Here is a 23,878-nt window from a genome sequence, read left to right as displayed (position 1 = left end):
TTCATCGAATATCACCCAACTAGTCGCTGCAGCAACCATCCACAATGAGACATATGACCAAAAATAATCCATATCCTGACGGTGGTAACAAGAGCGACCACCGCGACTATCTTCCGGCCGCCGGTCATGACGCACTGCTGCCCGGCTACGATCTGTTGGCCGGTTTGCTGGGCATGAACAAGGTCTATCGGCGACTCATCGCGCAGGCCGAAGTCGTCGAGGGTCAGCGAATCTTGGAGATCGGCTGCGGTACCGGGAATCTCACACTTCGAGTCAAACGCGCACACCCCTCGGTCGAGGCCGTAGGTTCCGACCCTGATCCGCTGGCACTGCATCGGGCGCGACGAAAAGCACGCCTGGTCAGCGGGATCCGGTTCGATCGCGGCTACGCTCAGCAACTACCATACGGCGACGCCGAGTTCGACCGCGTGCTGTCATCAATGATGCTGCACCACATCGACAATGAAAAGAAACCAATTGCGGCACAAGAGATATTCCGTGTGTTGCGGCCCAGCGGCAGCCTTCACCTGGTGGATATCGGCGGGGACATGACCGCACGCGACGGCCTCGCGTCGCGCCTCATCATGCACTGCCACCACGCCGCCGGCAACCTAGGAGACTCGATTCCGCGGCTGCTGCGCGCGGCGGGGTTCGACGTTGCCGAAGTCGCCGCCCAGCGGCACGTTGTTCTCGGGCGGCTGGTTTACTACCGCGCCATCCGTCCGGCACCGGCATCGGCATCCGCCTAACGCTGGTCGAACGCCACCTTGACTGCGCCGCTCTCGGCCTGGTTGGCGATCGCGAGCAAGGCGTCGCGCCACCGTTCCAGCCGGAAGGTATGGGTGAGCATGGGCCGCAAATCCAGCCGGCCGGCAGCGACCAGATCGAGGTAATGGGCGATGGCATGCTGACGCTTGCCCTCAACTTCCTCGACACCGAACGCGTTTGACCCGACCCAGCTGACCTCCTTGAAGTACAACGGGCTCCACTCCCACCGCCCGGGGGCGTGCACACCGGCCTTCACCAACGTTCCGCGCGAGGTCAGCACTCGCACCCCGACTTCGAAAGTCTCCGGCTTTCCCACGGTGTCATAGACGACTTCCACCGCGCCCGGGTGCGCCATCGGCAGGCCCAACAGTGGCTGGCGCAGCCGACCGCCGCCCCAGCCGACAAGATCCTCGATGATGGCCAGGCGCGGCTCGTGCGCCAGGACTAGGTCCGCCCCGAACCGGCGGGCCAGCTCGGCCTGGGCGGGGAAACGTGCCACGACGCCCACAGCCACGTCCGGGTACAGCGCTTGCAGGATCGCCACCGCGCACAATCCCAACGATCCGGCGCCATACACCAACGCGCGGCCGGAGCGGGGCGGCGGATGACGGGTGATCGCGTGCAGGGACACCGAAAACGGATCGGCGAATACGGCCGCCTCGTCGGGTATCTCATCGGCGACCGGTAACAACATGCTGTCGTGAGCGGGCATCAATTCGGCGTATCCGCCCGTCACATCGGCCGACACCCCGGTATGGATGCCCGGTTTGATGTCGCCGTCGGCAAAGCTCCAGCACAGGCTGTAATCGCCGCTTTCGCAGGCCGGGCAGGGCGGCTCGACTCCACGCGGTTGACACGAGAGCCACGGGTTGAGCACCACCCGTTGCCCGACGGCCAACCCGCGTGCCTTGGGGCCCAGCTCGACCACATCGGCCACCACCTCGTGACCCATGACTTGGGGAAACGAACAGAACGCGGCCATGGCGTTGTCCGCGTCGCCCTCGCCGAAGTCCATCAGGATCTGCTTGGAGTCCGACCCACAAACACCCGTCAGCCGCGGCCGGGCAATCACCCAGTCCGGTCGTGGCGGACGCGGATCGTCGAGTTCCCGCAGTGCCGTCGGGGTGTGAGCCAGATTGTGCGCGAGCGGGCCAGCCTGATCGGGAATCTCGAACGGCTCGGGCGGCACCCCGTACACCAAGGCCTTCATTGCCAGGTCATAGCCGCGGCGCCGGCAATAAACGCATCGAGGTCGGCGTTCTTGGCGTCAACAATGTCTTTCAAGGACATCATGTCCGGCAGATAGTGCTCGAAACGGTCGCTGCCGAGGGCGGCGATGATTTCGTCGGCCACCAGATCGGCCGCGACCTTGGGGCCACGGTAGAGGGGTTCCTCGTTGTCCGGCCGATCCCATATCTCGGTGTCAACCGGGCCGGGCTGGATCAGCTTCACCGAAACGCCCGTCCCCGCCAGGTCGACCGCCATCGCCTCACTCCAACCGCACAGCGCGAATTTACTTGCACAATATGCGGATTCATGAATGATCCCGAGTCGGCCACCGACACTGGACACGTTGACGATGGTGCCCGATTTGCGCGCCAACATCCGCGGGAGCAGAGCTAACGTCATCCGCATCGGGGCAAAGAAGTTGACCCGCATGACGGTCTCCACGTCGTTGGGCTTCAGCGCGGCCACCGCCCTACGCTTCGGGATTGCGGCATTGTTCACCAGGACGTCGATACCGCCCAATGCATGCCAGGACTGCAGGGCCAGCCTACCGGCCGCCGAGGTGTCGGCCAGGTCGGCGACCCACATCGCCGACCGCGGCGAGGTCCTTCGGCAATCGGCCAGGACATCATCGAGCCGCTCCCGGCGCCGGGCGATCAGTCCGACCACGGCATCTTGGGCCGCCAGCCGCCTGGCCAGGGCCGCCCCCACCCCCGATGAAGCCCCCGTGATCAATACCCGCTTGCCAGCCAACGTGTACGACATGCCTCAAGGTTGCCCCGCGGCGCCCGACAATGGGTGTGTTTTGCGACGAAAATCTGGGGCCGACCGCATCGACAGCACCGCGCATTGCCGGGTGTCAACACGGCTTTTGCGTCCAGTCAAAGCCGTTGCGGTCAACCACTATTCGGCTCAATCGGCGCTGCACGCACGGCCGCCGCGCGACGGCGGCGAGTTCATCCGGGATTGGCATCGACGCCGAGGCGCGCCGGCGCTCGCCGCAATCTCACCGGGCGCAAGCGGGATTCCATCTTGTTATACTAACTAAGTATTATTCGGTAGCGAACCACTCTTTCCGAACGGGGCAGTACATGACGTCCATCGGTTCCAACAGGTATGACGGCGACACATGGGACCTGGCATCCAGCGTCGGCGTGACCGCAACCATGGTGGCGGCCGCCCGGGCTATGGCGACCCGGGCCGACAACCCACTGATCAACGACCCATTCGCCGAACCATTGGTCCGCGCCGTCGGCGTGGACCTACTGACCCGACTGGCCAGCGGGGAAATCGATGTCGCCGACCTCGACAACGACCCGGAGCGCCCGATGGGGGCGATATCGGACGTCGCGGACAACATGGCCGTTCGCACCAAGTTCTTCGACGAGTTCTTCCTCGATGCCACCCGGGCGGGCATCAAGCAGGTCGTGATCCTGGCTTCCGGACTGGATTCCCGCGCATACCGGCTGCCATGGCCGCCGGCGACCGTGGTCTACGAGATCGACCAGCCGCAGGTGATCGAATTCAAATCGTTTACCCTGGCCGAACTGGGGGCCACGCCCACTGCGGACCGGCGCGTGGTGGCCGTCGATCTACGCGACGATTGGCCGGCCGCCCTGCGTGCGGCAGGCTTCGACTCGACTCAGCCCACCGCGTGGAGCGCAGAGGGCCTTCTGGGCTACTTACCGGCCGACGCGCAGGACAGCCTGCTCGACACCGTGACCGTACTTAGCGCGCCCGGCAGCCGATTGGCCGCCGAAAGTTTGAGCAAAATCGAGCCGGACCAGGAGCACCAGATGACGGAGCGTATGCGGGCGGTGTCCGACCGCTGGCGCGCGCACGGCTTCGACATCGACATGGTGGGGCTCGTCTACCTCGGCGACCGCAATGAAGCTGCGCCCTATCTGTCCGAGCGCGGTTGGCAACTGACGAGCATCCCGCTGCCGGATCTGCGTGCGGCCAACGGACTTCCACCAGCAGCCGATAACGACGTGGCTGTTGAGATGCTCTACATCAGCGGCATACTGGACAAGCCCGCCGCCCCGGTGACGGGGTGAGGGCGCACCTGCACCTCGAAAAGGAACCACATGGCACGCACGCACGATGATGACTGGGATCTGGCTTCCAGTGTCGGGGCCACCGCCACCATGGTCGCGGCTGGACGCGCGATGGCGACCAAGGACCCCCGTGGGTTGATCAACGATCCGTTCGCCGATCCGCTAGTGCGCGCGGTTGGGGTCGACTTCTTCATCAAGATGATGAACGGGGAGCTGGATCTGGCAGAGATCCAGAATTCGTCGCCGGCGCGGATGCAAGCGATGCTCGACGGAATGGTGGTGCGCACCAAGTACTTCGACGACTACTTCATCAACGCCACCAACGGAGGGATCCGGCAGGCGGTGATCCTGGCCTCCGGGCTGGACGCCCGCGCCTACCGGCTGCCCTGGCCGGTCGGTACCGTGGTCTACGAGCTCGACCAACCACAGGTGATCGACTTCAAGACAACCACGTTGACGAAAATCGGTGCCGAGCCGACGGCTGTCCGGCGCACCATTCCGATCGATCTGCGTGGCGACTGGCCAGCTGCCCTGCAAGCGGCCGGCTGGGATGCGATGGCGCCGACAGCCTGGTTGGCCGAAGGGCTGCTGATCTACCTACCGCCGGAGGCCCAGGACCTGTTGTTCGACAACATCACCGCCGTCAGCGCTGCGGACAGCACGATCGCTACGGAATTCGTACCCGGCATAGTCGACTTCGACGCCGAACAGGCGCGCGAAATGGCCGGCACGCTGCGCGACCACGGCCTCGATATCGACATGTCGTCGTTGGTCTACTCCGGCGAGCGCAACCACGTCGTCGACTACTTGAACGGCATCGGGTGGCTTGTCGAAGGTGTGACGCGGACCGAACTGTTCCAGCTCAATGGCCTGACCGTCCCCGACCCCGCCGACGACGACCCACTGGGCGAGATCATCTTTATCAGCGGCGGCCTACCCGGCTAGAGGCCCGCTAGAGGCGCGACTGCCCCAGCCACAACACGCTGGCGCCGTTTAGCGTCTGCTCCACGTGCTCGACGACAGCGGCCACCGAGCGGACCAACAACGCGCCCAACGCATCCGGTATCGAAGCCGCGGCCGGTCGAGATGACGTTCGCGGCATCAACAGGTCCAACAACGACCCGCCCGGATAGCTGGCCAGCCGAACATCAGCGTCCTCATCGAGACCGGCCAGAATTTTCGCCCGCCGCACCGCCGTACGAAGGCCACCGAGCTCATCGACCAGGCCACGCTGCAGAGCGTCGGCACCGGTCCAGACCCGCCCGCGGGCAACCACATCGACATCCTCGGCGCGCAGATTACGGCCGTGTGCCACGCGCTGCACGAAATCGCGGTAGTACAGATCCGCCTCAGCCTCACGACGGGCCTGCTGCTCCGGCGTGAAAGGCTCGTCTATCGACCAGGCATCGGCATTCGCATTGGTACGCAATGTTTCTGATCCGACCCCCAGTCGGTCCTTCAGATCACGAACCACCAGTTTTCCGGTGATGACTCCGATTGAACCCGTGATCGTGCCCGGGTTCGCAACGATCGCATCTGCGCCCATCGAGACGTAGTAGCCGCCAGAGGCGGCGACCGCACCCATGGAAGCCACCACTGGCTTACCGCGCTCGCGAGCACGTTTCACCTCGCGCCAGATGGTTTCCGACGCGGTGACCGAGCCCCCCGGACTATCTACCCGCAGCACGATCGCAGACACCGAATCGTCGCCGGCCAGCTCCCGCAACGCGGCCGCGATGGTGTCGCCGCCGGCGCTGGATGGACCGAACGGAAGGCCCTGCGGGCCGCCGCGTCCGTTGACGATCATGCCCTCGACGGTGATCACCCCGATTGTGGGCTTGGAGTGGCGGCCCGGAATCGGCGGCACGGGCGGCGCCAGCCACGGCCGAGCGGCGCCCGCATACCGCGCCAGGTGCATTCGCGGTGGCTTATCGTCGGTGTCGACCGATTTCGGTGAGACACCAGCTACACCAACCAGTTCCGCCACGCGCGTATAGGCCTCGTCACGAAAGCCGATCCGATCGATCAAGCCGGAATCCAGCGCCTCGTCACGCAGCAACGGAGCCCGGTCGGCGAAGTCGTTGAGCGCAGCGGCATCGATGTTGCGGGCCTCGGCAACCGCACCCCACACCTGGTCCTGCAGGCTCTCCAGCATCCCGGTGACGGCCTCGCGGTGGGCGTCGGTATAGCCGTCTTCGGTGAAAAGGTTTGCCGCCGACTTGTATTCACCACGAGCAACGAATTGGGCCTCGATGCCGGCCTTGTCCAGCGCATCGCGCAGAAACATCGCGCTGCTGGAAAAGCCGATCAGGCCGACACCCCCCGACGGCTGCATCCAGATTTCCCGGAACGCCGAGGCTAGGTAGTAGGACAGCGTGCCCGGATAGGTTTCAGCCCACGCCACCGATGGCTTGACGGCGCTAAACGCCGCGATGGCGTCCCGAAGCTCCTGGACAGCCCCGATCGGCGAGGGCGGAAGCTGCACGCGGGCGATCAGCCCAGCGACCCGGGAATCCTCAGCGGCACGGTGGATCGCGGAAACAGCGTCCCGCAGCGCCATCGGCCGGCCGCCGCCGGAAATGATCGCGAGTGGATCGAAGCCGGTCGTCTCGACCGGCATGGTGCGCAGGTTGAACTCCAGCACACAGCCATTGGGGACGCCGTGATGGCGCGCGGTATCGACCCGATCGGCCAGCGCACGCACGTCGTCGCCCCAATTGGAGAAGCTGGGGAGCTTAGGTAGAAAGCCGAACATATTCGCAGCGTACCGATCGCCGGCCGGGCGACCTGCGTACGGTGGTGAGGTGCGCTTCTCCATCGCGATCCCGCAGCTCGTCTCCGACGACCTCGACGGTGACGGGCTGCGGTCCTATCTCGTGCGCGCCGAGGAGCTCGGGTTCGAGGGCGGCTGGGTGCTCGAGCAGATCGTCGGCGAGGCGCCGCTGCTGGCCCCGCTGGAGTTGCTGGCATACTGCGCGGCCTGCACCCCACGACTGCGCCTCGGGGTTGCGGTCCTGGTGACGTCACTTCATGATCCGCTGCAATTGGCTTCGGCGGCGACCGCTGTTGACCGACTCAGCCATGGACGGCTCGATCTTGGCGTCGCACCCGGCGGCGGTTCCCGTGACTTCGCCGCCTTCGGCGTGGAAAAAAGCACCTATATCAGCTATTTCACCGAAGGCCTGGAGCTGATGAAGGCCGCCTGGTCCGATGCACCCAAGGTGCGATTTCACGGCAGGTTCCGCGAGGTGGTGGATCTGCCAATCCAGCCGAAGCCGGTACAGCGACCGCACCCGCCGCTCTGGTTCGGCGGCCGCGCTCCCAAGGCCCTGGCCAGGGCGGTGCGCCACGGCGATTCGTTCCTTGGCGCTGGATCGTCAACCACCGAATCCTTTGCCGGAGTCGTCACCACACTGCATCGTGAACTGTCGCAACAGCGGAAAGATCCCACGCATTTCACCATCGCCAAACGCGTCTACCTGATGGTCGATAACGACGCTGCGCGTGCCCGCGAGCGCGCCTTGGCCGGTTTGCGGCGCATCTACGGCCAGCGGCCCGATATCGGCTCGGTTGCGGTCTGCGGCACACCGACCGATGTCGCCCGGGGCCTGGCCGAGGTGATCGACGCCGGAGCTCAGATGTTGCTACTCAACCCCGTCGGACCCGATGTCATGCAGAATCGCGAACAGATGGAGCGCCTTGCCGCAGAGGTTATCCCGCGCCTGGGGTAGCCGCCCGATGCCGACCGCGAGCAGACGCGGAATCGCACGAATCGCCCTGGCGTTGTGCGATTCCGCGTCTGCTCGCGCTACTCCTACAGCTGGGTGGCCGAGCCGCCCGCGGCGGTGATCTTTTCCCGGGCGCTGCCGCTGAACTTGTGCGCGGTCACGTCGACCTTGACCGTCAGCTTGCCGTCGCCGAGCACCTTGACCAGGGAGTTCTTCCGAACGGCCCCCTTGGCCACCAGGTCGTCGACGCCGATGGCGCCACCCTGCGGGAACAGCCGGCTGATATCGCCGACGTTGACGATCTCGTATTCGGTGCGGAACCGGTTGCGAAACCCCTTGAGCTTGGGTAGCCGCATGTGAATGGGCATCTGCCCACCCTCGAACGTCACCGGTACCTGCTTACGGGCCTTGGTGCCCTTGGTGCCGCGTCCCGCAGTCTTTCCCTTGGAGCCCTCACCGCGACCAACTCGCGTACGCGGGGTCTTCGACCCTGGCGCCGGGCGCAAGTCATGCAACTTGATGGTCACTTCGCGCTACCTCCTGCCTGTGCAGGCTCTACCTCGACAAGGTGACTCACCACCGCGATCAGCCCACGGGTCTGTGCGTTGTCGTCGCGGATCACCGAGTGGCGAATCCGCCGCAAGCCCAGGGTGCGCAGGCTCTCGCGCTGCTTCCAGCGCGCCCCGATGGTGCTGCGCACCTGGGTGATCTTTAGCTGCGTGGATTGTGCGTCGCTCATGGCTGCGCCCCCGAGGTTTGCGCCTCTCGCACCGCCGCGGCGGCAAGGGCTTCACTTTCCCGTCGCGCCTTCAACATCCCAGCCGGAGCGACGTCTTCGATCGGTAGACCACGACGCGCGGCCACCTCCTCGGGACGCTGCAGCATCTTGAGCGCGGCGACGGTGGCATGCACCACGTTGATCGCATTGTCGCTGCCCAGCGATTTGGCCAGGATGTCGTGCACGCCGGCGCATTCCAGCACCGCGCGCGCCGCACCACCGGCGATCACACCGGTACCCGGGCTGGCCGGCCGCAGCAGTACCACACCCGCGGCCGCCTCACCCTGCACCGGATGGGTGATCGTGCCACGGATCAACGGCACCCGGAAGAAGCCCTTGCGGGCCTCCTCGACGCCCTTGGCGATGGCCGCCGGAACTTCCTTGGCCTTGCCGTAGCCGACCCCAACCATCCCGTTGCCGTCACCCACGATGACCAAAGCGGTGAAGCTGAATCGCCGACCACCCTTGACCACCTTGGAGACACGGTTGATGGCGACGACGCGCTCCAGGTAGTTGCTCTTGTCGCTGTCGCGGCCACCGCGGCCACCGTCGCGCCTGCCGCGGCCCTCGCCACGGCTGTCGCGGCTGTCTGAGGAGCCCTGCCCTCCAGCCGACTGCTCCGCCATTATGCGGTCCTTCCAGTGTTGTTCAAGATCCTCGTCATCAGAATTGCAGTCCGTTCTCGCGGGCGGCATCGGCTAGCGCCGCGATCCGCCCACCGTAGGTGTACCCGCCGCGGTCGAACACCACGGTGTCGATACCGGCGGCCTTGGCCCGCTCGGCGATCAACTGGCCCACGCGGACGCTGTGGGCTTTCTTGTCCCCGGCCAAGCCGCGGACATCGGCTTCGATCGACGACGCGGCGGCCAGGGTGGTGCCGTTGAGGTCGTTCACCAGCTGCACGTGAATGTGTCGTGCAGACCGATGCACCACCAACCGAGGCCGCTGCGCGGTGCCAGCAACCTTCTTGCGCAGCCGCGCGTGCCGACGCAGGCGGGATATCCGCCGGGTAGCGGATATGTTCTGCCCCACCGGCTTTCGTGTTGCGGTTTCAGCCTGTGATTGCGCCATGACTACTTACCTGTCTTTCCGACCTTGCGGCGGATCTGCTCACCTTCGTACCGCACGCCCTTGCCCTTGTAGGGGTCGGGACGACGCAGACGGCGGATATTTGCCGAGATCTGGCCGACCTTCTGCTTGTCGATCCCGGAGATCGTGAATTTCGTCGGCGCCTGGACGGCAAACGTGATGCCTTCGGGCGCCTCGATCACCACGGGGTGGCTGTATCCCAGCGCAAACTCCAGGTTGGTGCCCTTGAGCTGCACACGGTAACCGACACCGTAGATCTCCATCTTGGTGGTGTAGCCCTCGGTCACACCCGTGACCAGGTTTGCCACCAGGGTGCGCGACAGCCCGTGCAGCGACCGGTTGTGCCGCTCGTCGTCAGGACGTGAAACCACGATGGCCCCGGCATCGTTGCGCGACACCGTGATCGGATCGGCGACTGTCAGCGACAAGGTGCCCTTGGGACCCTTCACCGAGACGTTCTGCCCCTCGATCGTGACATCGACTCCGGAGGGAACCGGAACCGGCTGCTTACCAATACGCGACATGGTTAGTTCCTCTCACCACACATAAGCGAGGACTTCGCCGCCCACGCCTTGCCTGGCTGCCTGACGGTCGGTGAGCAAACCCGATGAGGTCGAAATAATCGCCACACCCAGGCCACCGAGCACCCGTGGCAGGTTGGTGGATTTCGCGTAGACCCGCAGCCCGGGCTTGGACACCCGCCGCAAACCGGCGATGCTGCGCTCCCGACTGGGGCCGTACTTGAGCTGGACGATCAGCGATTTGCCGACCCGCGCATCCTCGGTACGGAAGTCGCTGATGTAGCCCTCGTTCTTGAGGATCTGAGCGATGTTGGCCTTGAGCTTGGAGTGCGGCAAACTCACTTCGTCGTGGTACGCCGAGTTGGCGTTGCGCAGACGCGTCAAGAAGTCTGCGATCGGGTCCGTCATAGTCATTGAGCGCTACTCCTCTTCATCGCTGCGCTCGGCATCGTCGTCATCGCAGTCATGACAGCGTCTGTACCCTTCCTCGCGGCGGTTCCCGGTCTGGGGCCTGCCGCGCACCTAAATCCTAAAGATTGGTCCTATTACCAGCTGCTCTTCTGCACGCCGGGTAGCTCACCCGCGTGCGCCATTTCGCGCAGGCAGATCCTGCACAATCCGAACTTGCGAAACACTGCGCGCGGGCGACCGCACTTGCTGCAGCGGGTATATCCCCGCACCGCGAACTTGGGCTTGCGTTGCGCCTTGTTGACCAGTGCTTTCTTTGCCATCTACTCAGTTCTCCTTGAAGGGAAAGCCGAGGGCCCGCAACAGCGCTCGTCCTTCGTCGTCGGTCGTCGCCGAAGTGACAACGTTGATGTCCATGCCGCGGACCCGGTCGATCTTGTCCACGTCGATCTCGTGGAACACCGACTGCTCAGCCAGCCCGAAGGTGTAATTGCCCACACCGTCGAACTGTTTGGGCGACAAACCACGAAAGTCGCGAATACGCGGCAACGCGATCGACGTGAGCCGGTCGAGGAACTCCCACATCCGGTCACCGCGCAGCGTGGCGCGCACGCCGATCGGCATGCCCTCACGCAATTTGAACTGCGCGATAGATTTCCGTGCCTTGCGGATCTCCGGCTTTTGGCCGGTGATCAGCATCAGGTCGTTAACCGCGCCGTTGATCAGCTTGGCGTCTCGAGCGGCCTCGCCGACGCCCATGTTGACCACGACCTTGGTCACGGTCGGGATCTGCATCACGTTGGCGTAGCCGAACTGCTGCTGCAACGCGTCACGAATCTCGCTGCGATAGCGCTGCTTGAGGCGCGGCTGAATCTTCGCCGGGCTTGCTGAGCTTTCTACGGTGGTCATGCCGTTAAATATCCTTGCCATTGCGCTTGGAAATACGGACCCGCTTGCCGGATTCCTCGTCGACCCGATAGCCGATCCGGGTGGGCTTGCCGTCGGAGTCCACAACCATCACGTTGGAGACGTGGATCGGTGCTTCCTGGGTGACGATCCCGCCCGACCGCGCACCGCGCTGGGTAGTCGAGACCGCGGTGTGCTTCTTGATCCGGTTGACGCCCTCGACCAGCACCCGGTTACGGTCCGGGTAGGCCTGCAGCACCTTGCCCTTGGCGCCCTTGTCTTTACCCGAGACCACCAGCACGGTGTCGCCCTTGTGGACCTTCATCTACAACACCTCCGGCGCGAGCGAGATGATCTTCATGAAACGCTTTTCCCGCAGTTCGCGGCCGACCGGCCCGAAGATGCGGGTCCCACGGGGGTCATTGTCGGGCTTGATGATCACCGCGGCGTTCTCGTCAAACTTGATGTAGCTGCCGTCGGGCCGACGCCGTTCCTTGACGGTGCGCACCACGACAGCCTTGACGACATCCCCGCGCTTGACGTTGCCGCCGGGAATAGCGTCTTTGACCGTGGCAACGATGACATCACCGATCCCGGCATAGCGTCGCGACGATCCGCCGAGCACGCGGATGCACAAGATCTCCTTGGCGCCGGTGTTGTCGGCGACCTTCAGCCGCGATTCCTGCTGAATCACTAGATCTCCTGACCTGGTTCACGTGTGCACGGCAGGAGAAAGCCCAATGAGCCCGGTGAACCCCCTGACGAGCAAGGCCCACCACACCCTGACGTGCGCGGTCTTTCGTCACCGAAGGGCACGCGGGGCCGGCACCGCTTGCACGTACCAGCCGAGGTCTGCCCAAGGCAACCCCTAGAGTCTAGGGGACGGCCAGCTCAGCACCAAATTCCCGAGGTGCCAGACCTCTGATGTGCGCCGCCGCTGGTTTCGGCCCGCATCTCAGAATGGTGATGGTTCGTAGGCGGTGTCAGGGGACCCAAGACAGGGCCTCGGACACCCCAGTCCGACATTCAAGTCCGATCTTCAGTCCGATATTCGGTACCACGCGACGATGTACACGACCATCGCTGTCGCCAGCGCAATCAGCACCCAGATCACAATGGCTTGGTCGATCCACGCACCCGCCGGCGGCGAGCCGGGCAGGATGTTGCGCAACGGCACCACAGCAAACAGCATGGCGGCATACCAGGTACCGAACGGCGGCTGGAATTTTCTGCGCCGGGTGAGCATTTGTATGGCCACGAACAGCGCCAACGTCGGCAACGTGATGAGGACAAGAATGATGCCCAGGTCGAAGACCAGCGGGCCCTTGGCCCTCTTGAAGGTGATGATGACGTTGTCGGGACGATCCGAGGTTTGGCTCGAGTCACCGACGCGTTGGACGGTGATGTCCCAGCCTTCCAAGGATCCGGTGACTTCAACCCGGGCTGGCTTGTATTGGCGATTTTCGCCGGCCCCAACCAGCACATCGGCCTGGATGGTATCGGTGGTGTAGGTGTCGAACGGCCAGTTGCCGGGGTCGCCGTGCGCCTCAACGGTGGTCGCGACTTGCGCGGGCGACTTGCCTACCGGGTACTGCAGATCGCCCAGTTCGTTCTCCGGGTAAAACCGCACTGAGGTGTCGATAGTCAACACGTCCAAACGATGATCAATCATCGAATCGTCGGGCATCACCAGCACTTTCACATCGAGGCGATTTGCGATGGTGTGCAGTTCATCGAAGCGCACCAAAACGACCGTGTCGTCGGTGGTACCCACGTCGGGCTTGGGCAGCGGACCCGGCGAGCTGGCTAACCAGTGGTAGCCCAGCAGCGAGAACACATAAACGATGGCAACACCGACAATGATGGTGGTATCGAGCACCAGGTGCTTGCGTCGCGACATGTGCTTGGGCTCGGGTGCGGTTCCCGCGTCCGCCGCAACCGCATGCGGGGCCCCGTCATCGGCCATGTGCGGTCACCGCCAGATATACCGACAGTGCGGTCCCGTCTCGCGACACGGAGACAGATGCTACCAACCGGCTGGTAAGCCGGTTGGCGTTTCAAATCAGTCCGATTGGCGGCGATAAGCGAGGATGAACAGGCTCATCGCCACGATCAATGCGATCAAGACCCACAATGTGACGGCTTGGTCGATCCATGAACCTGGAGGCGGACTGCCCGGAAGGATATTGCGCAGCGGCACCACAGCGAACAACATCGCGGCGAACCAGGACACGAAGGGCGGCAAGAACTTCTTCTGACCCAACACCATCGGAACAGATACCCACAGCGCCAAGGTGGGCAGGCTGATGAGAACCAGAATGATTCCCAGGTCGAAGATCAGCGAGCCCTTGGACCGGGTCAAGGTGATGATCACGTTGTCCGGACGATCCGTGGTTTGGCTGGACTCGCCGACCCGCTGGACGCTGACGTCCCACCCGTCCACGGATCCGATTACCTCGACTCGGGCGGGTTCCTTTACCCGACTCTCGCCAGTCCCGACGATCACGTCGGCGGAGATGACACCCGTGGTGTAGGAATCGAACGGCCAGTTGGCGGGATCGCCCTCGGCCTCGATCTGAGTGCTCACTTGCGCGGGCGTTTTTCCGACCGGGTATTGCAAGTCGCCCAGGTCGTTCTCGGGATACAGCCGCACCGCAAGATCTTGGGTCAACACGTCGAGGCGCTTGTCGAACTTCGAATCTTCCGGAATGACAAGCACATTCACCGTCAGGCGGTTGGCAACTGTCTCCAGTTTCTCAACACGGACTTGCACCACGGTGTCGTCTGTCGTACCCAGATCCGGTTCCGCCAGCGGCGGCGCCGAGGTGGCCAACAAGTGCACACCGATCAGCGAGAACACGTAGACGATGATGATGCTCAGGACGACGGCCGTGCCAATCGCGAGGCGCAGTCCGCGCGATTTGGGCTGTGGCGGTGTCGGCGGCGGCGCGGCGGGCGCCTGGGTGGTCATGCCGTAAGAACTGGACTGGTAGGCGATCGCACGAGGCGAATGCTAATGAAATTCACAGAAAATCCGACGCAACGCGCCGAGCGATAAGTTAGCGAATTCCTCAACTATCCGCCGGATCCGCCACGCAGCGGAATCCGATGTGGTTGGTGGCGGTGTCCTGCGATTGCGGCGAACGTGCCGCCGGTCGGTAGCGGTGGCAGTACTCCGGCGCGCATAGGTGCGAACCACCCTTGAGGGTCTGACTGATGCCCGGATCGGCCGGCCCGGTTGGTGCGCAACACGGCGACGGGGCCTGACCGATGCGGTGATGCGGGGAAAACCGGGTTGTGGTCCACTCCCAGACGTTTCCGACCATGTCGACCAGGCCGAAGCCGTTGGCGGGGAACCTGCCCACCGGCGAGGTACCTACCCAACCGAGCGCGCCGTCGTTGCGGTAGGGGAACCTGCCCTGCCAGGTATTGGCCATCAGTTGTCCCCCCGGCTTCTCCTCCTCACCCCACGAATACGTGGTCGTGGTCCGGCCGCGGGCGGCGTACTCCCATTCCGCCTCGGTCGGCAGCCGCCGGCCCGCCCACCGTGCATAGGCCGCCGCGTCGGGATAGGCCACTTGAACCACGGGATGATCGGCGCGATCGGCGATGTCGCTGTCTGGTCCGAATGGATGACACCAACTGGCACCCGGCGCCCAGTCCCACCACCGCCGCCAGTCGCGCAGGTCGACCGGACCCGGCGTCGGACGAAACACCATCGCGCCCGCGGCCAGCTCATCCGGATTGACCCCGGGATACAGCGCCGGGTCAAGAGGTTGTTCTGCGAGCGTCACATAGCCCGTCGCCGCAACGAACTCGGCGAACTGCGCGTTGGTCACGGGGTGGCGCTCCACCGCAAAGGGGCGCACCGTCACCGTATGGATCGGCGCCTCTTCTGGGTAGAAGCTCGTCGACCCCATCCGGAACGAGCCGCCCGGCAGGTCAACCAGTTCGGTCAGCACTGCTTCAGGGTATGACGATGGCGAAATTCTGCATCAAAGCGGATTTGGCGACCGAAAAGCCCGCCACACCCGTCGGTCCCTCCAAATGGATCGCCACCAGGTACTGCTTGGTGTTCGTCCAAATGTGGGTGATGCGGTCGGCGAACTGAATCGCACCCGAGGATCCGCGCAGGGTGCCGGTCAGCAACTCGCTGCTGTAACCGCAGAACGGATCGCCCGCAATCGAAAAGTTGAAGCCCGGCGCCGAACCCCGCAACGCGGAGGTGTAACCCAGGAACGCGCGGTCCGGCGGCAGGTCGGTAGGGGTGATGGTGACCTTCGCAGTCATGCCATCGGGGCCGGTCAGGATCGATGCCGTATCGCCACTTCCGGCCACCGATGTCCAGCCGTCCGGCACGTTGAGGGTGATCCTCGGCGCGGCCGGGTCGGACACGTTTGCCGGGTGCGCCCGTCCCTCACCGGTGAGCGATGGCACGCACGCGACGGTGTCGGGCGGAATGTGTTCCGGCTCGGTGGCCACGATGCCCGGCACCGGCCTGGCCGGGTCAGGATGAAAATCGGCTTTCGGCGAGCCCCCGCCGCGCTCCCCACAGCCGACCAAGACCCCGGACAGGCACACCAAACTCGCCGTTCCGAAAGCCACGCACAGCAGACCGGATGAACGGCTAGTCCCGTGAAAAGGCAAGTGCAAGTTCTTTTTCCACGTCTTCATACGGCCGTCCGGAAAGATCGAGGGTCACTTGGGCGATAGTGCCGCCAGTAAAGATGAATGGCGCCTTGTAGCGGCTCGACACTGCCGAACCGCCGTTGCGACCGACGGTGATGCCGGCCCCCGCCAGCCCGAACGTTCCGGGATGTGCGCTGACATCGGCAAGCGTACCCACCTCGTTGTGGTCGACGAACATCGACAGATCACCCAGCGGCGTATGACTGTTGGCCACAGTCCCGGTCCGCGAATAGCGGACACCGAGCAGATGCCTGCCCAACGGCACCGGACCGGACGACGAGAGCAGCTGCTGACGCTCACCGAGGAAGTTGTAGACGTAGTGCAGGCGCCCGTCCTGGAGGAACAACACGTGCCCGCCGTGCGCCCCGCCTTGCTTGAACAGCACTCCCTCCGCCCCGGCGGTGTCGACCGTCACCTCGGCCAACAGGGCAAAGGAACGGCCGCGGATCTCGGCCGCGGCACCGATGCCCACATCAGCGCAGTCGGGATAGTAGACATAACTGGATCGTTCACCAGCCAGATACGGCCGCGACCGCATCAGCGTTTCCATCAGGTTCAGATCGGCCAACGGCAGCCCGTTGTACTTGGCGGCTTCGGAGAACCACAGGGCCTTGAGTTCCTCGAGCTTGTCGGGATGTTCGGCGGCCAGGTCGTGGCACTGGCTGCGGTCCTTCTCGATGTGGAACAACTCCCAACGATCGGCCTCAAAGCCCGACCAGCCCGCCGGCGCCGCCGCGTGAATGGTGTTGGCAAACCAGCCCCGATGCCAGATGCCACGAGTACCCAGCATGGTGTAGAACTGGGTTTGCTTACCGGTGTCAGCAGCCGGATCAACAAGAGCCGCCTTGAAACTCACACCGTCGAGCGGCCTTTGCCCAATGCCCTTGACCGTGTCCGGTGGCGTCATGCCCAACAGGTCATAAACGGTGGGAGTGATGTCGCAAACATTGACGTAGTGATCGCGGACCTCGCCCCTGGCCGCAATCCCGTTGGGCCAGGAGATCATCGCGGTATCAGCGATACCGCCTTCATGAGACGCGTAACGCTTGAACAACTTATACGGGGTATTGAAGGCCATCGCCCACCCGATCGGATAATGGTTGTAGGTCTGTGGACCACCGAGATGGTCGAAAAGCTTCATGCTCTCTTCCACGGTGTCGATGTAGCCGTTGAAGAACTTCCCCTCGTTGACCGAGCCGTTGGGCCCGCCCTCACCGCTGGCGCCATTGTCGGAGATCACCACGATAATGGTGTTGTCCAGCTGGCCGGACTCCTCAAGATAGTCCAGGATCCGCCCGATCTGCGCATCGGTGTAGCTGAGGAAACCGGCGAAGACCTCGGCCATCCGGCAAAACAGCTTCCGCTCTTCATCATTGAGCGAATCCCACGGCCGCACCGTGTCCTGCAGCGGCCACGACTGCCCGGACGCACCTTTCACATCGAGATAGGGGTTGATCGGCGACAACTCGGTGTCGGCCGGCACGATCCCCATCGCCTTCTGCTTTTCCAACACGATCTCGCGATAGCGCTCATAACCCATGTCGAACGCGCCGACATATTTGTCGGCCCATTCTTTGAAAACATGATGAGGTGCGTGCCCGGCGCCCGGGCACACGTAGCTAAACCAGGGCTTCTCGGGCGCAATCACCTTGGCATCGCGAATAAACTGGATCGTCTTGTCCGCGATGTCCTTCGACAGGTGGTAGCCATCTTCAGGGGTACCGGGCGGGTTCACCGGATGGTTGTCATACACCAAATCGGGATACCACTGATCGGTCTCCCCACCCATGAATCCATAGAACCGTTCGAACCCGCGCGAGGTCGGCCAATGGCGTCTCGTCGACGCCATACTGGCCTCCTCCAGCGGTGTGAGGTGCCACTTGCCGACGCTGTAGGTGTTGTACCCACGTTCGGCGAGCACCTCGGAGATCAGCGCGGTATCGGCGGGAATACGACCGCTGCAGTTCGGAAACCCGTCGGTGAATTCCTCGATGGTGGCCATCCCGACCGTGGTCGCATTGCGCCCAGTCAACAACGACGCCCGAGTCGGTGAGCACAACGCGGTCGTATGAAACTGCGACAATCGCACACCGTGCTCGGCGATGCGCGTCATCGCCGGCATCTCCACCAGACCACCGAAGCAGTCCCACGTCGCGATGCCGACATCGTCCCACACCAGATACAAGATGTTCGGCGAGTCCTCCGGCGCCCTCGGCGCTGCAAACGGCCCCCAGTCCGGCTCCGAATCACGGATGTCCAACTCAATCCTGCCCTGAAACCCGGTCGACCCCGTCGTCACTGCCAGCCTCACTCCCGTAGTGGACTACTTGCCGAACGTGGTGTGCATCGTGCACCCGTTGCCAGCGTAGCCAGCCGACAGCAGAATTGCCCGAGACCTCAGAGGGTCTCGGGCAATTCTGCTGGGCTAATGAGTCCTTGCTTGGCTTTTCGTTGCCTTTGCTTGGCTATTACTTAGCCTTTACTTGGCTTTCTCCAGGATCTCGACGAGCCGCCAGCGCTTGGTCGCCGACAGCGGACGCGTCTCCATCAACGAGACGCGGTCACCGATGCCAGCGATGCTGTTCTCGTCGTGCGCCTTGACCTTCTTGGTGGTGCGAATGATCTTGCCGTACAGCGGGTGCCGGACACGGTCTTCCAACTCGACCACAATGGTCTTTTGCATCTTGTCACTCACCACGTAGCCAATTCGGGTCTTACGGCGCCCGCGGGGCTTGGGTGTGCTGGGTGTGTGCTTGGGACCCTTTTCTTTCTGCGCGGCACCCTTGGATGCAGCCTCCTTGGGGGCCGCTTTTGCGGTCGACTTGGCCGCCTTGGCGCCAGTCTTAGCCTCTGCCATCACGATTCCTTACCATCGGGATCACCGGGTCCAGAAGACAGACCCAGTTCTCGTTCGCGCAGCACCGTGTAGACGCGCGCGATTTCCTGACGCACCGTGCGGAGCCGGCGGTTGTTGCTGAGCTGCCCGGTCGCCATCTGGAAGCGCAGGTTGAACAGCTCTTCCTTGGACTCGCGCAGCCGCTCGGTCAGCTCTTCGTCGGTGAGCTCGCGCAGTTCGCCAGGGGAAATTCCCACTGCCATCAGAACTGCTCCTCTCGGGTGATGATGCGTGCCTTGATCGGCAGCTTGTGGATCGCGCGGGTCAGCGCCGCACGTGCGATCGCTTCATTGGGGTAGCTCAGCTCGAACAGCACCCGGCCCGGCTTGACGTTGGCCACCCACCACTCCGGAGACCCCTTACCCGAACCCATCCGGGTCTCGGCGGGCTTCTTGGTCAAGGGACGGTCCGGGAAGATGTTGATCCACACCTTGCCGCCACGCTTGATGTGGCGGTTGATGGCGATACGAGCGGACTCGATCTGCCGGTTGGTCACGTAGGCATGCTCGAGGGCCTGGATCCCATAGTCACCGAAGTTCACCGCCGTCCCGCCGCTGGCAATGCCGCGCTGGCGTGGGTGGTGCTGCTTGCGGTGCTTAACCTTCCGCGGAATCAACATAATTCAGCCCTCCGTACTCTGCGCTTCAACAGCCGGGGCAGCATCCGCGGCAGCGGGCTCTTCGCTACCCGCGGCCCGTCCAGCGTCGGTGCCGGTGGCCGTCGTGCCGGATGCCCCGCTGCGTCGCGGGCGGCTGCCGGCCGGCCGCTCGCGGCGCGGACGATCGGCTCCCGCGGGGACGGCGGCGGCCAATTCGCGCTTACCCCCGACGATGTCACCCTTGTAGATCCACACCTTCACGCCGATCCGACCGAACGTCGTCTTGGCCTCGTAGAGGCCGTAGTCGATGTCTGCACGCAAGGTGTGCAGCGGGACACGGCCTTCACGGTAGAACTCCGAACGGCTCATCTCGGCTCCACCGAGGCGACCCGAGCACTGCACTCGGATCCCCTTAACGTTGGGTTGACGCATGGCCGACTGGATGGCCTTGCGCATCGCGCGACGGAACGCCACCCGGTTGCTCAACTGCTCGGCTACCCCCTGGGCCACCAGCTGTGCTTGCGACTCAGGGTTTTTCACCTCGAGAATGTTGAGCTGGACCTGCTTGCCGGTCAGCTTTTCCAGATCCGCGCGGATTCGGTCAGCCTCGGTGCCTCGGCGACCGATGACGATTCCCGGCCGAGCCGTGTGGATGTCGACTCGGACCCGGTCACGAGTCCGCTCGATCTCCACGTCGGCGATCCCGGCGCGCTCCAGTCCGCTGGACAGCAGCCGACGGATGGCGACGTCTTCCTTGACGTAGTCGGCGTACTGCTTGTCGGCGTACCAACGCGACTTCCAGTCGGTGGTGATACCCAGCCGGAAACCGTGCGGATTAATCTTCTGGCCCACTAGTCTGAGCCTCCCTTCGCTTCAGAAGTCTCAGAAGTCTTGGCGGGTGCTTTCTTCGCGGGTGCTTTCTTGGCGGCTGGCGCCTTCTTGGCGGGCGCCTTCGTAGCAGCTTTCTTGGCTGGCGCCTTGGCGGCGGCCTTGCTGCCTTCGGCGCGGCGCGCCCTGGACGACTTCGACGATCGCTGGTCTTTGGTCGGCCGGCTTTCCACGATCACCGTGATGTGGCTGGTCCGCCGGCGAATCCGGAATGCGCGGCCCTGGGCGCGCGGGCGGATGCGCTTGGCCGTCGGACCCTCGTCGGCGTACACCGTGGCCACCACCAGGGTCGTCGGGTCTAACCCGTTGTTGTTCTGCGCGTTGGCGGCCGCGCTCGCGATCACCTTGGCCACCGGTTCACTCGCGGCCTGCGGCGCCCAGCGCAGGATGTCGAGCGCGTCTGACACCGACCTTCCCCGCACCAGGTCGATGACCCGGCGCGCCTTGCGCGGCGACACCCGCACGAACCGCGCCTTGGCGGTCGCCGACGGGAATTCAGTAGTGGTGCTCATCGCCGTTTGCTCTTTCGGTCGTCCTTGATGTGTCCCTTAAAGGTGCGGGTTGGTGCGAACTCTCCGAGTTTGTGGCCCACCATCGACTCCGTGACGAACACCGGGACATGCTTGCGCCCGTCATGCACGGCGAAGGTGTGACCGATGAAGTCCGGGATGATCGTCGAACGCCGCGACCAGGTCTTGATGACCTGCTTAGTGTTCTTTTCGTTCTGCACGTCGACCTTTTTGAGCAGATGGTCGTCGACGAACGGACCCTTCTTCAGGCTGCGTGGCATAGTTGGCTACTCCTAAGTCTGATTGCCCGGGCTAACGCGAGTGCTTCTTGCCGGTGCGCCGGCGTCGGACGATCATCTTGTTGCTGGCCTTGTTCGGATTGCGGGTACGACCTTCGGGCTTGCCCCATGGGCTCACCGGGTGACGGCCACCAGAGGTCTTACCCTCACCACCACCATGCGGGTGGTCCACCGGGTTCATCACCACACCACGAACGGACGGGCGCTTGCCCTTCCACCGCATCCGGCCCGCCTTGCCCCAGTTGATGTTTGCCTGCTCGGCATTGCCGACCTCGCCGACCGTCGCGCGGCAGCGGACGTCGACCCTGCGGATCTCACCGCTGGGCATACGCAGCGAGGCGTAGCTGGCTTCCTTGCCGAGCAACTGGATGCTCGAGCCAGCCGACCGCGCAAGTTTGGCACCGCCCCCGGGCCGCAGTTCCACAGCGTGCACCAGGGTACCGGCCGGGATGTTGCGCAACGGCAGGTTGTTGCCCGGCTTGATGTCGGCGTTGGGGCCCGATTCCACCACATCACCTTGCGAAAGCCCGTTCGGCGCAATGATGTACCGCTTCTCGCCGTCGAGAAAATGGAGCAGTGCGATGCGTGCCGTGCGGTTGGGGTCGTACTCGATGTGCGCAACCTTGGCGTTGACACCGTCTTTGTCGTTACGACGGAAATCGATCAGCCGGTAGGCGCGCTTGTGGCCACCGCCCTTGTGACGCGTGGTGATCCGGCCGTGCGCGTTACGCCCGCCATGCCCATGCAGCGGGCGTACCAGCGACTTCTCCGGCGTCGACCGGGTGATCTCGGCGAAATCGGAAACGCTGGCGCCGCGACGACCCGGGGTTGTCGGCTTGTACTTGCGAATTGCCATGTCTAATCAGGGTCCTTTTCTCGCGCTCGGCTAGGCCGGTGCTCCGAATAGGTCGATCGGCTTGCTGCCCGGCGCCAGGGTAACGATGGCGCGCTTGGTGCTCTTGCGTTTGCCGTACCCGGTGCGGGTGCGCTTGCGCTTGCCCTGCCGGTTGGCCGTGTTCACCGATGCGACCTTGACGGCGAAGATCTTCTCGATGGCGATCTTGATCTGCGTCTTGTTCGAATCGGGGTGCACCAGGAACGTGTAGACGTTGTCGTCGAGCAGCCCATAGGACTTCTCCGAGATAACCGGCGCAAGGATGATGTCGCGGGGATCAGCGATGGTCGCCATCAGGCCGAAACCTCCTCGGACGTGCTAGCGGCTATGTAGGCGTTGAGCGCCTCAACGCTGAACACAACGTCGTCGGCTCGCAGCACGTCATAGGTATTGAGCTGGTCGGCCGACAAGATGTGCACACCAGGCAGGTTGCGGACACTCTTGGCGCCCGTCTCGTCATCACGCCCGATGACCACCAGGACCTGCTTGCGGTCGGTAAGCGTGGCCAGGAATGTCTTGGCGCTCTTCGTGGACGGGGTCTGGCCGGCGACCAACTCGGTGACGGCGTGGATACGACCGTTGCGCGCCCGGTCGGACAACGCTCCGCGCAACGCGGCAGCGATCATCTTTTTGGGTGTGCGCTGACTGTAATCACGTGGCTTGGGGCCGTGCACCACGCCACCACCGGTGAACTGCGGGGCCCGGGTCGAACCCTGTCGGGCGCGACCGGTTCCCTTCTGCCGGTAGGGCTTACGGCCACCACCACTGACTTCACCGCGGGTCTTCGTCGAGTGCGTACCCTGGCGGGCCGCAGCTCGCTGCGCAGTCACCACCTGGTGCATCAGCGCGATGTTCGCCGGAACGTCGAACAATTCGGCCGGCAGCTCGATGGAGCCCTCGACCTTGCCGTCCGGCGTCTTGACCTGAATTTCCAGATTCTTCTGGTTGCTTTGATTTTGGGCAGCCATTACTTCTCACCTCGTTTGACCGCGCTGCGGACCATCACGAGTCCACCGGTGCGACCGGGCACCGCACCCTTGATCAACAGCACGCCGTTCTCGGCATCAACCTTGTGCACCAACAGGTTCTGAACGGTCACCCGATCATTGCCCATGCGGCCCGACATCCGGGTGCCCTTGAACACCCGCGCGGGGGTGGCACAGCCGCCGATAGAACCGGGGCGGCGGTGCACCGCCTGGGCACCGTGGCTGGCCCCCTGCCCGCGGAAGCCATGCCGCTTCATGGTGCCGGCGTAGCCCTTGCCCTTGGAAGTACCGGTGACGTCGACGTAGCTGCCGTCGGAGAACAACTCCGCAGTCAGCTCCTGGCCGACCTCATATTCGGTCGCCGCATTCGGGTCGTCCAGACGCAGTTCCGCCAGGTGCCGGCGGGGGTTGACGCCCGCGGCAGTGTATTGGCCGGTGAGCGGCTTGTTGACCTTACGGGGACTGATCTCCCCATAGGCCAGCTGCACCGCGCTATACCCGTCTCGCTCCGGGGTGCGGATGCGCGTCACCACGTTGGGTCCCGCTTTGACCACAGTCACCGGCACAACCCTGTTGTTCTCGTCGAACACCTGCGTCATGCCCAGCTTGGTGCCCAGAATGCCTTTTCTTGCCATT

The 23,878-nt window shown here is 64.0% G+C and carries 32 protein-coding genes; 4 read left to right on the top strand and 28 right to left on the bottom strand.

The genetic code is table 11. The features are described from left to right. Positions 1-53 precede the first annotated feature (53 nt). Positions 54-749, top strand: coding sequence for a class I SAM-dependent methyltransferase (locus MB901379_RS04475; RefSeq protein WP_158015543.1), 696 nt, complete (start codon positions 54-56; stop codon positions 747-749). On the opposite strand, the gene MB901379_RS04470 is transcribed toward MB901379_RS04475, so the two are convergent. Both MB901379_RS04470 and MB901379_RS04465 read right to left on the bottom strand, forming a co-directional pair. Beyond that, the gene (locus tag MB901379_RS04470) at positions 746-1,978 is read right to left on the bottom strand and encodes a zinc-dependent alcohol dehydrogenase (RefSeq protein WP_158015542.1); all 1,233 of its coding nucleotides are present in this window, start codon (positions 1,976-1,978) and stop codon (positions 746-748) included. The two genes, MB901379_RS04475 and MB901379_RS04470, sit on opposite strands and share 4 nt — an antisense overlap. Then, positions 1,975-2,748: an SDR family NAD(P)-dependent oxidoreductase gene (locus MB901379_RS04465; protein ID WP_158018937.1), complete on the bottom strand. Its 774-nt coding sequence runs from the start codon at positions 2,746-2,748 to the stop codon at positions 1,975-1,977. Before MB901379_RS04465 ends, MB901379_RS04470 begins: the two co-directional genes overlap by 4 nt. A gap of 338 nt (positions 2,749-3,086) precedes the next feature. On the opposite strand from MB901379_RS04465, the gene MB901379_RS04460 reads away from it, so the two are divergent. Both MB901379_RS04460 and MB901379_RS04455 read left to right on the top strand, forming a co-directional pair. After that, positions 3,087-4,052, top strand: a complete 966-nt coding sequence (locus tag MB901379_RS04460; RefSeq protein WP_158015541.1) for a class I SAM-dependent methyltransferase — start codon at positions 3,087-3,089, stop codon at positions 4,050-4,052. Between the two features lie 30 nt (positions 4,053-4,082). Beyond that, complete coding sequence (locus tag MB901379_RS04455) at positions 4,083-4,997, top strand: class I SAM-dependent methyltransferase (RefSeq protein ID WP_158015540.1); 915 nt, start codon at positions 4,083-4,085, stop codon at positions 4,995-4,997. A gap of 7 nt (positions 4,998-5,004) precedes the next feature. Here MB901379_RS04455 and sppA read toward each other — a convergent pair whose 3' ends face one another. Beyond that, complete coding sequence (gene sppA, locus MB901379_RS04450) at positions 5,005-6,807, bottom strand: signal peptide peptidase SppA (RefSeq protein WP_158015539.1); 1,803 nt, start codon at positions 6,805-6,807, stop codon at positions 5,005-5,007. Between the two features lie 49 nt (positions 6,808-6,856). Here sppA and MB901379_RS04445 point away from each other — a divergent pair, with 49 nt between their 5' ends. Then, complete coding sequence (locus MB901379_RS04445; RefSeq protein WP_158015538.1) at positions 6,857-7,783, top strand: LLM class flavin-dependent oxidoreductase; 927 nt, start codon at positions 6,857-6,859, stop codon at positions 7,781-7,783. 83 nt (positions 7,784-7,866) lie between these two features. Here MB901379_RS04445 and rplO read toward each other — a convergent pair whose 3' ends face one another. The 25 genes from rplO to rplC all read right to left on the bottom strand — a co-directional run bounded on the left by rplO (position 7,867) and on the right by rplC (position 23,877). Further along, entirely contained in the window at positions 7,867-8,307 is a 441-nt protein-coding gene (gene rplO, locus MB901379_RS04440; protein WP_158015537.1) for a 50S ribosomal protein L15, read from the bottom strand. Further along, positions 8,304-8,519, bottom strand: a complete 216-nt coding sequence (rpmD, locus tag MB901379_RS04435; RefSeq protein ID WP_158015536.1) for a 50S ribosomal protein L30 — start codon at positions 8,517-8,519, stop codon at positions 8,304-8,306. Before rpmD ends, rplO begins: the two co-directional genes overlap by 4 nt. Next, entirely contained in the window at positions 8,516-9,184 is a 669-nt protein-coding gene (rpsE, locus tag MB901379_RS04430; RefSeq protein ID WP_158015535.1) for a 30S ribosomal protein S5, read from the bottom strand. The genes rpmD and rpsE overlap by 4 nt, the downstream gene beginning before the upstream one ends. Before the next feature lie 37 nt (positions 9,185-9,221). Next, a complete protein-coding gene (rplR, locus tag MB901379_RS04425) occupies positions 9,222-9,590 on the bottom strand; it encodes a 50S ribosomal protein L18 (RefSeq protein WP_162334433.1) in 369 nt (122 codons plus the stop codon). Between the two features lie 41 nt (positions 9,591-9,631). Next, the gene (gene rplF / locus MB901379_RS04420; protein WP_158015533.1) at positions 9,632-10,171 is read right to left on the bottom strand and encodes a 50S ribosomal protein L6; all 540 of its coding nucleotides are present in this window, start codon (positions 10,169-10,171) and stop codon (positions 9,632-9,634) included. Positions 10,172-10,183: 12 nt separating this feature from the next. Continuing rightward, a complete protein-coding gene (gene rpsH, locus MB901379_RS04415; protein ID WP_158015532.1) occupies positions 10,184-10,582 on the bottom strand; it encodes a 30S ribosomal protein S8 in 399 nt (132 codons plus the stop codon). A gap of 131 nt (positions 10,583-10,713) precedes the next feature. Continuing rightward, positions 10,714-10,899: a type Z 30S ribosomal protein S14 gene (locus MB901379_RS04410; protein ID WP_069417601.1), complete on the bottom strand. Its 186-nt coding sequence runs from the start codon at positions 10,897-10,899 to the stop codon at positions 10,714-10,716. Between the two features lie 4 nt (positions 10,900-10,903). Next, positions 10,904-11,485 carry a 50S ribosomal protein L5 gene (rplE, locus tag MB901379_RS04405; protein ID WP_158015531.1) on the bottom strand — a complete coding sequence of 194 codons (582 nt, stop codon included), beginning with the start codon at positions 11,483-11,485 and terminating at the stop codon, positions 10,904-10,906. Between the two features lie 4 nt (positions 11,486-11,489). Then, positions 11,490-11,807 carry a 50S ribosomal protein L24 gene (gene rplX, locus MB901379_RS04400; protein WP_158015530.1) on the bottom strand — a complete coding sequence of 106 codons (318 nt, stop codon included), beginning with the start codon at positions 11,805-11,807 and terminating at the stop codon, positions 11,490-11,492. After that, positions 11,808-12,176: a 50S ribosomal protein L14 gene (gene rplN, locus MB901379_RS04395; protein ID WP_003403649.1), complete on the bottom strand. Its 369-nt coding sequence runs from the start codon at positions 12,174-12,176 to the stop codon at positions 11,808-11,810. It lies immediately after the preceding gene. A gap of 345 nt (positions 12,177-12,521) precedes the next feature. After that, positions 12,522-13,448 carry a DUF4436 domain-containing protein gene (locus MB901379_RS04390; RefSeq protein ID WP_158015529.1) on the bottom strand — a complete coding sequence of 309 codons (927 nt, stop codon included), beginning with the start codon at positions 13,446-13,448 and terminating at the stop codon, positions 12,522-12,524. Positions 13,449-13,544: 96 nt separating this feature from the next. Then, on the bottom strand, positions 13,545-14,453 hold the full coding sequence (locus MB901379_RS04385; protein ID WP_158015528.1) for a DUF4436 domain-containing protein: 909 nt from the start codon (positions 14,451-14,453) through the stop codon (positions 13,545-13,547). A gap of 100 nt (positions 14,454-14,553) precedes the next feature. Further along, on the bottom strand, positions 14,554-15,444 hold the full coding sequence (locus tag MB901379_RS04380; RefSeq protein WP_158015527.1) for a formylglycine-generating enzyme family protein: 891 nt from the start codon (positions 15,442-15,444) through the stop codon (positions 14,554-14,556). Between the two features lie 4 nt (positions 15,445-15,448). Further along, entirely contained in the window at positions 15,449-16,087 is a 639-nt protein-coding gene (locus MB901379_RS24380; RefSeq protein ID WP_232021984.1) for a hypothetical protein, read from the bottom strand. Positions 16,088-16,109: 22 nt separating this feature from the next. After that, complete coding sequence (locus MB901379_RS04370; RefSeq protein ID WP_158015526.1) at positions 16,110-18,470, bottom strand: arylsulfatase; 2,361 nt, start codon at positions 18,468-18,470, stop codon at positions 16,110-16,112. 180 nt (positions 18,471-18,650) lie between these two features. Next, complete coding sequence (gene rpsQ, locus MB901379_RS04365; RefSeq protein WP_158015525.1) at positions 18,651-19,031, bottom strand: 30S ribosomal protein S17; 381 nt, start codon at positions 19,029-19,031, stop codon at positions 18,651-18,653. Further along, positions 19,028-19,270, bottom strand: a complete 243-nt coding sequence (gene rpmC, locus MB901379_RS04360) for a 50S ribosomal protein L29 (protein ID WP_158015524.1) — start codon at positions 19,268-19,270, stop codon at positions 19,028-19,030. The genes rpsQ and rpmC overlap by 4 nt, the downstream gene beginning before the upstream one ends. Then, entirely contained in the window at positions 19,270-19,686 is a 417-nt protein-coding gene (gene rplP / locus MB901379_RS04355; protein ID WP_158015523.1) for a 50S ribosomal protein L16, read from the bottom strand. Before rplP ends, rpmC begins: the two co-directional genes overlap by 1 nt. 3 nt (positions 19,687-19,689) lie before the next feature. Beyond that, positions 19,690-20,517 (bottom strand): 30S ribosomal protein S3, encoded by an 828-nt coding sequence (gene rpsC, locus MB901379_RS04350; RefSeq protein WP_158015522.1) that lies wholly within the window; start codon positions 20,515-20,517, stop codon positions 19,690-19,692. Further along, positions 20,517-21,065: a 50S ribosomal protein L22 gene (gene rplV / locus MB901379_RS04345; protein WP_158015521.1), complete on the bottom strand. Its 549-nt coding sequence runs from the start codon at positions 21,063-21,065 to the stop codon at positions 20,517-20,519. The genes rpsC and rplV overlap by 1 nt, the downstream gene beginning before the upstream one ends. Next, positions 21,062-21,343 carry a 30S ribosomal protein S19 gene (gene rpsS / locus MB901379_RS04340; protein ID WP_011739061.1) on the bottom strand — a complete coding sequence of 94 codons (282 nt, stop codon included), beginning with the start codon at positions 21,341-21,343 and terminating at the stop codon, positions 21,062-21,064. The genes rplV and rpsS overlap by 4 nt, the downstream gene beginning before the upstream one ends. Positions 21,344-21,374: 31 nt before the next feature. After that, positions 21,375-22,217 (bottom strand): 50S ribosomal protein L2, encoded by an 843-nt coding sequence (gene rplB, locus MB901379_RS04335; RefSeq protein WP_158015520.1) that lies wholly within the window; start codon positions 22,215-22,217, stop codon positions 21,375-21,377. A 30-nt stretch (positions 22,218-22,247) separates the two neighbouring features. Then, positions 22,248-22,550: a 50S ribosomal protein L23 gene (gene rplW, locus MB901379_RS04330; RefSeq protein ID WP_158015519.1), complete on the bottom strand. Its 303-nt coding sequence runs from the start codon at positions 22,548-22,550 to the stop codon at positions 22,248-22,250. Further along, positions 22,550-23,224 (bottom strand): 50S ribosomal protein L4, encoded by a 675-nt coding sequence (gene rplD / locus MB901379_RS04325; RefSeq protein ID WP_158015518.1) that lies wholly within the window; start codon positions 23,222-23,224, stop codon positions 22,550-22,552. Before rplD ends, rplW begins: the two co-directional genes overlap by 1 nt. Further along, positions 23,224-23,877 carry a 50S ribosomal protein L3 gene (rplC, locus tag MB901379_RS04320; RefSeq protein WP_158015517.1) on the bottom strand — a complete coding sequence of 218 codons (654 nt, stop codon included), beginning with the start codon at positions 23,875-23,877 and terminating at the stop codon, positions 23,224-23,226. Before rplC ends, rplD begins: the two co-directional genes overlap by 1 nt. Position 23,878: the final 1 nt, after the last annotated feature.

The organism is Mycobacterium basiliense, assembly GCF_900292015.1.
GTDB classification, from domain to species: domain Bacteria; phylum Actinomycetota; class Actinomycetes; order Mycobacteriales; family Mycobacteriaceae; genus Mycobacterium; species Mycobacterium basiliense.
The sequence above is the reverse complement of the archived record's forward strand: the minus strand, read 5'-3'. Positions and strand labels throughout refer to the sequence as shown.

Bases quoted from the DNA above. Each gene is read 5' to 3' on its own strand.
- MB901379_RS04475 (WP_158015543.1), top strand. From the start codon at position 54: ATGACCAAAAATAATCCATATCCTGACGGTGGTAACAAGAGCGACCAC.
- MB901379_RS04470 (WP_158015542.1), bottom strand. From the start codon at position 1,978: ATGAAGGCCTTGGTGTACGGGGTGCCGCCCGAGCCGTTCGAGATTCCC.
- MB901379_RS04460 (WP_158015541.1), top strand. From the start codon at position 3,087: ATGACGTCCATCGGTTCCAACAGGTATGACGGCGACACATGGGACCTG.
- MB901379_RS04455 (WP_158015540.1), top strand. From the start codon at position 4,083: ATGGCACGCACGCACGATGATGACTGGGATCTGGCTTCCAGTGTCGGG.
- sppA (WP_158015539.1), bottom strand. From the start codon at position 6,807: ATGTTCGGCTTTCTACCTAAGCTCCCCAGCTTCTCCAATTGGGGCGAC.
- rpmD (WP_158015536.1), bottom strand. From the start codon at position 8,519: ATGAGCGACGCACAATCCACGCAGCTAAAGATCACCCAGGTGCGCAGC.
- rpsE (WP_158015535.1), bottom strand. From the start codon at position 9,184: ATGGCGGAGCAGTCGGCTGGAGGGCAGGGCTCCTCAGACAGCCGCGAC.
- rplF (WP_158015533.1), bottom strand. From the start codon at position 10,171: ATGTCGCGTATTGGTAAGCAGCCGGTTCCGGTTCCCTCCGGAGTCGAT.
- rpsH (WP_158015532.1), bottom strand. From the start codon at position 10,582: ATGACTATGACGGACCCGATCGCAGACTTCTTGACGCGTCTGCGCAAC.
- MB901379_RS04410 (WP_069417601.1), bottom strand. From the start codon at position 10,899: ATGGCAAAGAAAGCACTGGTCAACAAGGCGCAACGCAAGCCCAAGTTC.
- rplE (WP_158015531.1), bottom strand. From the start codon at position 11,485: ATGACCACCGTAGAAAGCTCAGCAAGCCCGGCGAAGATTCAGCCGCGC.
- rplX (WP_158015530.1), bottom strand. From the start codon at position 11,807: ATGAAGGTCCACAAGGGCGACACCGTGCTGGTGGTCTCGGGTAAAGAC.
- MB901379_RS04390 (WP_158015529.1), bottom strand. From the start codon at position 13,448: ATGGCCGATGACGGGGCCCCGCATGCGGTTGCGGCGGACGCGGGAACC.
- MB901379_RS04385 (WP_158015528.1), bottom strand. From the start codon at position 14,453: ATGACCACCCAGGCGCCCGCCGCGCCGCCGCCGACACCGCCACAGCCC.
- rpmC (WP_158015524.1), bottom strand. From the start codon at position 19,270: ATGGCAGTGGGAATTTCCCCTGGCGAACTGCGCGAGCTCACCGACGAA.
- rplP (WP_158015523.1), bottom strand. From the start codon at position 19,686: ATGTTGATTCCGCGGAAGGTTAAGCACCGCAAGCAGCACCACCCACGC.
- rplV (WP_158015521.1), bottom strand. From the start codon at position 21,065: ATGAGCACCACTACTGAATTCCCGTCGGCGACCGCCAAGGCGCGGTTC.
- rpsS (WP_011739061.1), bottom strand. From the start codon at position 21,343: ATGCCACGCAGCCTGAAGAAGGGTCCGTTCGTCGACGACCATCTGCTC.
- rplB (WP_158015520.1), bottom strand. From the start codon at position 22,217: ATGGCAATTCGCAAGTACAAGCCGACAACCCCGGGTCGTCGCGGCGCC.
- rplW (WP_158015519.1), bottom strand. From the start codon at position 22,550: ATGGCGACCATCGCTGATCCCCGCGACATCATCCTTGCGCCGGTTATC.
- rplD (WP_158015518.1), bottom strand. From the start codon at position 23,224: ATGGCTGCCCAAAATCAAAGCAACCAGAAGAATCTGGAAATTCAGGTC.
- rplC (WP_158015517.1), bottom strand. From the start codon at position 23,877: ATGGCAAGAAAAGGCATTCTGGGCACCAAGCTGGGCATGACGCAGGTG.